Here is a 9,278-nt window from a genome sequence, read left to right as displayed (position 1 = left end):
CGATGACGCCGCCCCGCGGCCCGGCGTAGGCCCTACCGCAGCACCCCCTTGGGGGGGACGCCGCCCCTGAACCCGCACCCGCCGCCGCCCCCCCGGCTCTCCACGATCGCCGTGGAGAGCCCGGCCGCACGGGCCCGGTCGGCCAGGTTCTCCCCGACCGGGCCCGCACCCAGGACAACGACGTCGTACTCATCCGTACCGGAATTCATCGCGACCCGCTCTCTGCCGACAGCCGCCTACCGACCGCCGACGCTGTGCCCGACGTGGGATGAAGCTCCCCCCATCCTCCCGTCGAGCCCCCACCAACGGCCACCGGAACGATCCCTTCCTCAGGCGTCCGCCCGGGTGAGGGTGAGGTGGAGGGCGAAGACGCCGAGGGCTTCCTTCTCGGGCGGGTAGATGTCGCGGATCGCGGCGACGAGCTCGTCGTGGCTCATGCCCGGTTCGCCGATCGCGGCCGGGTCTTCGGCGTCCAGCATCGCGGTGAAGGACGCGTACTCCTTCACCGCGGTGACGCGGGTTTCCAGGGACTCCTCCCCACAGCTGATCCGGAGGGTGTCGCCAGCGTTGATCTTGCGGATTTTGGGATAGCCGACCCGGACCTCGATGGATTTCGCACCGCTGGCGATCAGGTCGAAGTACGGCTTGCGGATATGGAGAGAGTGCTCGGCAGGCTGCTGGGCGCCGGTCACGTCATGCCTCCTTCTGGTTCAGGCTCCGGGGGCTGCGAACAGGCCACACCTGGGCGGCCAGCCGTTCGCGAAGGCCCTCCACGGCCGCCTGGCGGGGATAGCGACGGGCAAGGAACGCGGTGAGATCACCGGCCCGGTGGCGGACGGAGTCCACGACGCGAGCGGAGTCGAGGGCCTGATGCCCCAGCGCGACGGCGTCGTCGGGGTCTCCGAGCTGGGCATGGGCAAGGGCCAGGTCGATCCGGGCGATGGCCTCCCGGCTCGGTGAGCGGGATGCCTCGGGCGCCGATTCATAGGCCGCTAGCGCGTGTTCGGCATGCTGACGGGCCTGTTCCGCCTGGCCGAGCCAGATGAACGAGGTCGCCGGATACGAGGTGAGGGCGTAGTCGGCCAACGGCAGCACATCGATACCGAAACAGCGGGGCGGGCGGGGCGGCAGAAGATGATAGGCGTCCTTGGCGGCCCGGAAGGCGGTGGTGAAACCGTCCGCGTCACCATCAGCAGCGGCAGCGCGGGCGGCCTGGGCGTGCAGCCGCACGGTCAGCGGATGGGTGGCCGGGGCCTCGGTGAGGCCCTTGAGAGCCGCGTCGCGGGCCTTCTCGGGCCGGTGTTCGTACAGGTTGATGGAGGCGGCGGCGTCCATCGCCCACGCGCACAGCTCACCGTGTCCGGCCTGTCGACCGTGGACGAACGCGTCGGTGGCGAACGCCAGACCGGTGCGGGCGTCCCCGAGGTCATGGGCGAGCCAGGCCAAGAGCTCCGACAGCCACCCGGCGAACGCCAGCAGTTCGCGTTCCTGACGGTGGGTGTGTGGGGCCTTGAGGAGGGCGTCGACCTTGCGCCGGTAGTCCAGCGCCCCGTCGAAGACGGCCCTGGGCGGTTTGATCGAGTACGCGTGGTTGAACTCGCCGACCGCCAGATCGAGGTGGTCCAGGGTTCCCGAGCCGAGCGAGGACGCCTCGGCCTGCTGGGTGAACTCCATGGCCTCGGCGGCGGCCTGTTCGAGGATCTGTGCTGCGGCAGCCGGGGACGCCATGGCCAATCCGGCGAGTTTCACTGCATCGCGACGCTTCGTTGCCTCCACCTCCGTGCAGGTACGCGAGCCCTCACCTGCTCGGGCTGCCTCCCCTGCGGGAAGTGTTCCATCCGGGCTGTCCCCGTTCATCCAAGGCGGAGGAATCTCGTCGCTGCGCCCGTTCAAAGCCTGCTGATCACCGAAGCAGCCGACAGCTGAGCAGCCTGCCTGCTAGGGCTGGGGTTTCCGGGCCACACTGGCCCGGAAACCCCCACCCCACCACCGCCGCGCGGCGTTACGGCTTGCGCTGGGGGCCGCGCTTGCGCTCGATCATGTGGCGGCCCAGGGCCTGGCGCTGCTTCCATTCGCGGCGCATCTCGGACCGCAGGCGGGCGTCGGTGCGGGCCGCGAGGTAGGCGTTCTCGCGGAGCAGCTTGCGGTAGCTGTCCAGCCGCCGGGGCGGCAGCGCGCCGTCCTCGACGGCGGCGAGCACCGCGCACCCCGGTTCGGCCTCGTGCGCGCAGTCGTGGAAGCGGCAGTCCTCGGCGTACGCCTCGATCTCGGCGAACGCCTGCGACACCCCGCCCTCCGCGTCCCACAGCCCGACCCCGCGCAGCCCGGGGGTGTCGATGAGCGCGCCGCCCGAGGGGAGGGGCAGCAGGTTGCGGGTGGTCGTGGTGTGGCGGCCCTTGCCGTCGCTGTCGCGGATGGCGCGTACGTCCTGGACGTCCTCGCCCGCCAGGGCGTTGGCCAGGGTGGACTTGCCCGCGCCCGACTGGCCGAGGAGGACGGCGGTCCCGGCCGCGAGCAGCGCGCCGAGCACGTCCATCCCGTCCCCGGTGGTGGCGCTCACCGTCAGTACCTCGACCCCGGGCGCGGCGGTCCGGGTGTCGGTGACGAGATGCGCCAGGGTGCCCGGATCGGTCACGAGGTCCGCCTTGGTGAGGACCACCACCGGCTGTGCCCCGCTCTCCCAGGCGAGCGCCACGAACCGCTCCACCCGCCCGAGGTCCAGCTCGGCGGCGAGCGATACGGCGATCACGGCGTGGTCGGCGTTGGCGGCCAGCACCTGGCCGTCGGAGCGCTTGGAGGAGGTCGACCGGACCACCTGCGTACGGCGCGGCAGCAGCGCCCGTACGTAACGCGGCTCGCCCACGTCCGCGCCGTCCACGGCGGCCCAGTCGCCGGTGCACACGACCTTCATCGGGTCACGCGGAACGACGAACTCCGTGTCGGCGCGGACGGTGCCGCCGGGCGTCACCACATCGCACAGGCCACGGTCCACCCGCACCACCCGGCCGGGGATCAGCCCCTGCCGGGCGTACGGGGCGAACTCGGCCTCCCAGCGGTGGTCCCAGCCGTAGGCGTCGAAAAGTGCATTGCTCAAGCTCAAGGGAAAGCCCTTCGAAGGGCGGTCCCCGGCGCGAAAGGGACATCGCGAAAACCGCGAAGCGTCAGCCGGAGACCACGGAGGTGAAGTGGATGAACTTCTGGTTGCGGGCAGCGCCCAGCACAGAGACAGCCATCGGTCACACCTCCCGTTTCTCTCGTCCTCACGAGCGTTCTCGACGCGAACGAGGAGACCGTACCCCTATCCGGGGACGCGGCTCCACCGATTTTCCTCGTACGCGTAACCGGGCAGCGTGAGCGCGGAGTTGGCGATCCGGGCCTTGCGCCTGGCCAGGCCGGACAGCCCCGTACGCGCCAGCAGCGGCGCCGCGCGCAGCGCCTGGTTCCGCAGCCACAGGCCGCGGGCCGTGCGCGGTACGAGGGTGCCGCCTCCGCCGTCGGCGAGCGCCTGGTTCTGGGCGACGAACGCGCGGGTCCCGCGCTCGTAGGCGTCGAACGCGGCGGCGTGGCCGGTACGGGTGGCCAGCTCCCCCGCGAGGACGTACGCGCCGACCAGGGCGATGCTCGATCCCTGCCCCGACAGGAAGGAGGGCGCGTACGCGGCGTCGCCGACGAGCGCGACCCGGCCGTGCGACCACCGGGGCATCCGGATCTGGCTGACGACGTCGAAGAAGAGATCGTCGGCCGTCCGCATGGCCTCGACCATCCGGGGCGTCTCCCACCGGCCGTCGGCGAAGACCGAGGCGACGAGGTCGCGTTGGGCGGCGGGGTCGGTGAAGGCGTCGAAGGGCGGGGTGTCCCGGGTGAAGGTGAGGAACCCGTGCAGCGGGCCGTCGTCGGTGGGCGCGTAGAGGATCGCCGCCCGGCCCGGGGTGTTGCAGGCCACGCCCTCACGCGCGAGCCCGATCCGGTTGGGCATGGTGAACCCGGCGAAGCAGTAGCCGAGGTAGCGGTGGTACCGCTCCTCGGGGCCGAAGACGAGACCTCGGGTGTGCGAGTGCAGTCCGTCCGCGCCGATCACGAGATCGAAGGTGCGCCGCGCCCCACCGCGGAAGGTGACGTCCACGCCGTCGCCCGTCTCGTCGAGCGTGCCGATGGAGTCGCCGAACACGAACTCGACGTCGCCCCGGACCGCGTCGTAGAGCGCCGCGGCCAGTTCCCCGCGCGGCAGTTCCACGTCCCGGCCCTCCACGCCACCGGTCAGCATCTCCGGCTTCAGCGAAGCCACCGTTTTCCCCGCGCCGTTGACGAAGGTGAGGGCGCGGGTGTTGAGATGCGCGGCCCGGATCCGGTCCCACATCCCCATCCGCCGGATCACCCCCAGCGCCGTGCCGCGGATGTCGATGGGGTACCCGCCCCCGCGCACCGCGTCCGCCTTCTCCACGACCGTGACCTCGAAGCCGTACCGGTGAAGCCAGTAGGCCAGGGTGGGGCCCGCGATGCTGGCGCCGGAGATCAGGATCTTCCGCTTCGGTAGTTTCCTCATAGCCGTACCTCCCACGCCAAACTATATACCTAAGTTAGGTAATCAACGCGCATGCATGACGACGACCTGCTCGCAGAGCTGCTCCCCCGGCTGACCCAGCTCAGCAACGTGCTGAACCGCGGCCGCATGTTCGAGCAGGCCGCCACGGCCGCCGGAATCTCGCTTGAGCGACCGGCGGTGGCGGTGCTCAGCATCCTCAAGATGGCCGGTCAGCCCCTGCGGATCGGCGAGATCGCCGACCGCATGCAGGTGGCGGGCCCCCACGCCACACGCCAGGTCCAGGGCCTCGAACAGCGCGGCCTGGTCCACCGCATCGCCGACCCCCACGACCAGCGCGCCCGCCTGATCGACCTCACCCCGGAGGGCGCCTCGACCGCCGACCGCTACATGCGCACCGTGCTCGGCTGGTTCACGGGCGCCCTCGCCCACTGGCCCACCCAGGACCGCCAGGACCTCGGCCGCCTCCTCGGCCGCATGGTCGACGACCTCTCGGCCCACCTGTCCGCCACCGACGACACCCGTGGACAAGCTTGACGCTGCGGCGCGGCGGGCATCGATCGGTCGAGGCTTGCGCGACCGCGGTCGAAGGAGCAGCGCCGAGAATGTCCCCCACCCGACCGGACCGCCCCTGATTCCCCGACATTCCCTCGACGTTTCGAACAGTCATTCCGAACTGCCACGGAGGCATATGACAGAGGCAGTTTGCACGTAACCTCATCACGAGAAGTGCGGAGGGGGACGGGTGCAGGGGCAACCGCGCGGTGACCACAACGAGTTGAGCGGGACGGTGCACGGCCCGGCCGTGCAGGCGGGGGCGGTCTACGGGGGGATTCACATCCGGGCCGGGGACACCGGCGAGGGGCAACGGGCGTACGTACCGTGGCAGTTGCCGCCGTCGGTGCGGATCACCGACCGGACGGCGGAGCTGCGGACGCTGGAGGGGCACCGGGAGCGGGCGGCCGCGGAGGGGTACGGGACGCTGGCGGCGGTCAGCGGGCTGGGCGGGGTCGGGAAGACGGCGGTGGCGCTCGCGTGGCTGCACGGGCTGCGCGAGTGGTTTCCGGACGGGCAGCTCTACGCCCACCTCGGCGCCCAGTCGGCGGCCGGGGCCGTATCGCCCGAGGAGGTGGTGGGGCGGTTTCTGCGGGCGCTGGGGGTGCCGACCGGGCAGATACCCACGGCGCCCGCCGAGCGGGTGGCGCTGTACCGGTCGCTGACCGCGGACCGGCGGCTGGTGGTGCTGCTCGACGACGCCGCGACCGCCGCGCAGGTCCGGCCGCTGCTGCCGGGCGGACCGAACGTGACGGCCGTGACCAGCCGGTGGCGGATGCCGGGGCTGACGGTCGACGGGTGCTACGCGGTGCATCTCGATCCGCTGGCCACGGAGGCGGCGGTCGAGCTGCTGCGGGTCACGCTCGCCGACGACCGGGTGGCCGCGCAGCCCGCCGAGGCGCGGGCCCTGGTCGAGCTGTGCGCCGGGCTGCCGCTCGCGGTGCGGGTGGCCGGGGCCCGGCTCGCGGCGCGGCCGCGACGGCACATCACGACGATGGTGCGCGCCCTGACCGAGGAGCGCGGCCGACTGGAGGCGTTGGCCATCGAAGGGGACCACAACGTACGGGCCGCTCTGGACCTGTCGTACCAGGGGCTGCGGGACGAGGCCGCCCGGCTGTACCGGCGCCTGAGCCTGCATCCGGGCCCCGAGTTCGGGAGCGCGGTGGCGGACGCGGCACTGGGCGGCGGCCGGGACGCGTCCGGGCCGCTGGATCTGCTGTACGACGCGAACCTGCTCATCGACGCCGGGGACGAGCGCTACCGCTTCCACGACCTCGTACGGCTGCACGCCGCCGAGAAGGCGGAGGCAGACGAGACCCCGGAGGAGCGGGCGGCGGCACTGCGCCGCATCGCCCACCACTATCTGGCCACGGCCACCCGCGCCGAGGCGATCGTCGATCCGCAGCATCGGACGCTCGACCGGGATTCCGACGCGACAGATCCCGTCATCGCGGACTTCGGGGAGGGCGGCGACGCCGCGCTCGACTGGCTGGAGAGCGAGCTGCCCAATCTGATGGCGGTGATCCGCATCGCCCGCCCCGCCGGTTTCCCGGCCGTCGCCTGGCAGCTCGCCGACGCCCTGTGGCCGCTGTTCCTGCGCCGGAAGTTCTACGAGGACTGGCGGGCCGCCCACCGCGAAGGGCTGCTCGCGGCGGAGGAGTTGGCGGACCCGGTCGCGCAGTGCCGGATGCTGACCTCCGGCGGGATGGGCGAGCTGGGGATGGGAGACCACGAACGGGCTCTGGAGATGTTCGAGCGCGCGGCGCGGACGTTCCACGCGAGCGGCAACGCGCTCGGCCAGGCCCGTACGCTCAACTACCAGGGCCTGGCCCATCAGCGGCTGGGCCGCCTGGACCGGGCGGCCGAGCTGTTCGCCCGGGCCGCCGCGGAGTTGCCCACGGTCGGCGACGCGCGGGCCGGTGGACTGGCCCGGCTCAACCTCGCCGACATCGCCCTGGAGCGGGAGCGGTGGGAGCAGGCGGTGACGGACGCCGACGCCGCGCACACCACGCTCGACGAGGCGGGCGACGCGTACAACGCCGCCCGCGCGGCCACCCTGCTCGGCCGCGCGCACCTCGGCCGGGACCGGCACGGCCTCGCGGAGGAGTGGCTGTCGGCGGCGCTCGCCACCCTGCGCGGCATGGCCGCGCACTACGAGACGGCGCGCGCCGTGGAGAGCCTGGCCACGCTTGCCGAGCGGCGTGGCCAGACGGGGCTGGCCCGGGAGCGCTACGAGGAGGCGCTGGGCCTCTACTCGGCGGTGGGCCGTTCGAAGTCGGCCCACGCCGAGGCCGTACGCGCCCGGCTCGGGCGTCTGGACACCCCGGAGACCGGCGGGACGGAGGACACGGCAGGCTGACGCCACACCAGCCGCATCGGCGCCGCCCCCAGCTCCTCGGCCGGGAGCCCGGCCACCAGCCAGGTGTGGGCCACCGACGCCCACACCGCCCAGGGCGGCCCGGCCGCCGGGCGCCGGGCGCGCAGCGTCAGCGCGAGCCCGTCCGGGCCCAGCCGCATCCAGAGGCGGTGCCCCCGGTGCACCGCCACCACCAGGGCACCGGAGTGCCGGGCGGCCAGCGCGGCGGTCTGCCGATGCGGCGGCATCCCCGTGTCGACACCCGCCAACAGCACATCCGCCAGCGAGGCCAGCGAGGGCACCGGCGCGGGCAGCAGGACGCGCAGGTGCTCATCCACGGTCCGGCGGACCCGCGGCCCCCGCACACCGCTCCCCGGCCGCAGCAGCACGACGTGGACGCGGCCCGTCGGCACCCCGCACGCGGGCTCGGTCACCACGGCGGTCACCGGAGCCACCGAGGTCACCGGAGACGCCAGCGTCACCGGCGTCATGACACGGCCCCCGGCCGCATGCCGCCCGGCGCGACGCTGCCCGGCTCGTCGTACGGCACCGTGAACGGCAGCCGCGCGGGCTCGGTGGTCGGCCGCCCGGCGGGGGCCCGCAGCCGCAGCTTGCGGTAGAGGAGCGCGCGCATCTTGCGGGCGAACCGGCCCGGTTCCGAGGTGATCCGGGCCGCCACCCGCTGGTGGCGCTGCGCGCGGTACGTCGCCGAGCTGCGCTTGAACTGCTCCCGCAGCGGACGGTCCCCGTGCAACCGGGGCGCGAACGAGCCCAGTTCGGCCAGCGGTGAGCCGGGGTCGACATCGGCGTCGGGCAGGGTGGCCATCAGGACGGGCACCCCGGTCATCGAGCCGTAGAGGGTGACCGAGCCGTGGTCGCCCACGATGTAGTCCGCCGCGACGAGCGCCCCCGTCCAGTCGGCGTAATGGCTGAGCACGGTGAGCCCGGAGCGGCCGAGCCGGGCGAGCCAGCTGCGCACCTGCCACTCGCCGTGGCCGTTCCACACGTGCGGGTGCAGCAGCGCGGCGACCCGGAACTCCTCGCGCGGCAGCTCCTCCACCAGCCGCTCCAGGACCTCAAGTGTGCGTCCCAGCAGGGAGTTCGGCCCCCAGGTGGAGCAGGCGAGCACGAGCCGCTGCCGGGGCCTGGCGCCCAGCGCCTCCCGGTACAGGGCGCGGGCGGGCAGGCTCGCGGTGATGCGGTCGAAGCACGGGTCGCCGACCACCTCCGCGACCGGCAGCGCCTCGGGGCACTCCCGGCCCAGCCGGGCCAGCTCCTCCTGGTGCGCCAGGACAATGGCCTCGGGCACCACGGCCCCGTCCCGGACCAGCCGCTGCCTGCTGAGCCCGTAGACGCTGCGCTGCGCCGCCACCGCGCGCCCCCGCCGCCGTCCGGGCACGATCTTGTTGTGTCCGGCGCCGTGCGGCAGCACGATGACGGGCGCGTGGAGTTCGTGCAGGCCGCCGTGGCCCGCGGCCAGCGCCAGGTCGAACGGCGTCTGCACCGCCTGGCTCCAGGGCAGCACCAGCCCCCGCAGCCCGTCCAGGAACGCGGCGACGCCGTTGCTGAACACATCGGGCGCCGCCGTGAAGAACACCTGTACCCGCACGTCGCCCTCCAGCAGCCGGATGGCGTCCAGCAGCCGCTGTCCTGCGGTCACCGTGTGCACCACGGCCAGGACCCTCCGGCGTATCTCCCGGGTGGCCCAGTACTCGACGTCCGGACGCACCGGCACATGGCGTGGGTGAGCTTCCAGCATGGTCACGCTCATCGGTTCGACTTCCCCCGGTCTTTCCTTCGGGCTCCCGGCGCGTGCCGTGCGCCCGA

9 protein-coding genes are annotated in these 9,278 nt (G+C 73.1%); 2 read left to right on the top strand and 7 right to left on the bottom strand.

The features are described from left to right. Positions 1–32: 32 nt before the first annotated feature. The 5 genes from ACFV9T_RS28060 to ACFV9T_RS28040 all read right to left on the bottom strand — a co-directional run bounded on the left by ACFV9T_RS28060 (position 33) and on the right by ACFV9T_RS28040 (position 4,543). The gene (locus tag ACFV9T_RS28060) at positions 33–209 is read right to left on the bottom strand and encodes a hypothetical protein (RefSeq protein WP_385445085.1); all 177 of its coding nucleotides are present in this window, start codon (positions 207–209) and stop codon (positions 33–35) included. A 120-nt stretch (positions 210–329) separates the two neighbouring features. Continuing rightward, positions 330–692, bottom strand: a complete 363-nt coding sequence (locus ACFV9T_RS28055) for an ASCH domain-containing protein (protein WP_385445060.1) — start codon at positions 690–692, stop codon at positions 330–332. A gap of 1 nt (position 693) precedes the next feature. Continuing rightward, complete coding sequence (locus ACFV9T_RS28050; RefSeq protein WP_385445058.1) at positions 694–1,728, bottom strand: tetratricopeptide repeat protein; 1,035 nt, start codon at positions 1,726–1,728, stop codon at positions 694–696. Positions 1,729–2,002: 274 nt separating this feature from the next. Next, positions 2,003–3,094 (bottom strand): ribosome small subunit-dependent GTPase A, encoded by a 1,092-nt coding sequence (rsgA, locus tag ACFV9T_RS28045; RefSeq protein ID WP_385445056.1) that lies wholly within the window; start codon positions 3,092–3,094, stop codon positions 2,003–2,005. 204 nt (positions 3,095–3,298) lie between these two features. Next, positions 3,299–4,543: an FAD-dependent monooxygenase gene (locus ACFV9T_RS28040; protein ID WP_385445054.1), complete on the bottom strand. Its 1,245-nt coding sequence runs from the start codon at positions 4,541–4,543 to the stop codon at positions 3,299–3,301. A 51-nt stretch (positions 4,544–4,594) separates the two neighbouring features. Between ACFV9T_RS28040 and ACFV9T_RS28035 the strand changes: the two genes are divergently transcribed. Both ACFV9T_RS28035 and ACFV9T_RS28030 read left to right on the top strand, forming a co-directional pair. Continuing rightward, on the top strand, positions 4,595–5,077 hold the full coding sequence (locus ACFV9T_RS28035) for a MarR family winged helix-turn-helix transcriptional regulator (protein ID WP_385445052.1): 483 nt from the start codon (positions 4,595–4,597) through the stop codon (positions 5,075–5,077). A 208-nt stretch (positions 5,078–5,285) separates the two neighbouring features. Continuing rightward, on the top strand, positions 5,286–7,454 hold the full coding sequence (locus ACFV9T_RS28030) for an ATP-binding protein (RefSeq protein ID WP_385445050.1): 2,169 nt from the start codon (positions 5,286–5,288) through the stop codon (positions 7,452–7,454). Here ACFV9T_RS28030 and ACFV9T_RS28025 read toward each other — a convergent pair. Together ACFV9T_RS28025 and ACFV9T_RS28020 are read right to left on the bottom strand one after the other, a co-directional pair. Continuing rightward, positions 7,346–7,933 carry a transcriptional regulator gene (locus ACFV9T_RS28025; protein ID WP_385445048.1) on the bottom strand — a complete coding sequence of 196 codons (588 nt, stop codon included), beginning with the start codon at positions 7,931–7,933 and terminating at the stop codon, positions 7,346–7,348. The genes ACFV9T_RS28030 and ACFV9T_RS28025 overlap by 109 nt on opposite strands. A 5-nt stretch (positions 7,934–7,938) precedes the next feature. Continuing rightward, positions 7,939–9,222 carry a hypothetical protein gene (locus tag ACFV9T_RS28020; RefSeq protein ID WP_385445046.1) on the bottom strand — a complete coding sequence of 428 codons (1,284 nt, stop codon included), beginning with the start codon at positions 9,220–9,222 and terminating at the stop codon, positions 7,939–7,941. Between the last annotated feature and the right edge of the window lie 56 nt (positions 9,223–9,278).

This window comes from Streptomyces sp. NPDC059850 (assembly GCF_042731515.1).
Lineage (GTDB): Bacteria > Actinomycetota > Actinomycetes > Streptomycetales > Streptomycetaceae > Streptomyces.
This window is presented reverse-complemented; position numbering and strand designations above follow the sequence as displayed.

Bases quoted from the DNA above. Each gene is read 5' to 3' on its own strand.
- ACFV9T_RS28050 (WP_385445058.1), bottom strand. From the start codon at position 1,728: ATGGCGTCCCCGGCTGCCGCAGCACAGATCCTCGAACAGGCCGCCGCC.
- ACFV9T_RS28035 (WP_385445052.1), top strand. From the start codon at position 4,595: ATGCATGACGACGACCTGCTCGCAGAGCTGCTCCCCCGGCTGACCCAG.
- ACFV9T_RS28040 (WP_385445054.1), bottom strand. From the start codon at position 4,543: ATGAGGAAACTACCGAAGCGGAAGATCCTGATCTCCGGCGCCAGCATC.
- ACFV9T_RS28060 (WP_385445085.1), bottom strand. From the start codon at position 209: ATGAATTCCGGTACGGATGAGTACGACGTCGTTGTCCTGGGTGCGGGC.
- ACFV9T_RS28020 (WP_385445046.1), bottom strand. From the start codon at position 9,222: ATGAGCGTGACCATGCTGGAAGCTCACCCACGCCATGTGCCGGTGCGT.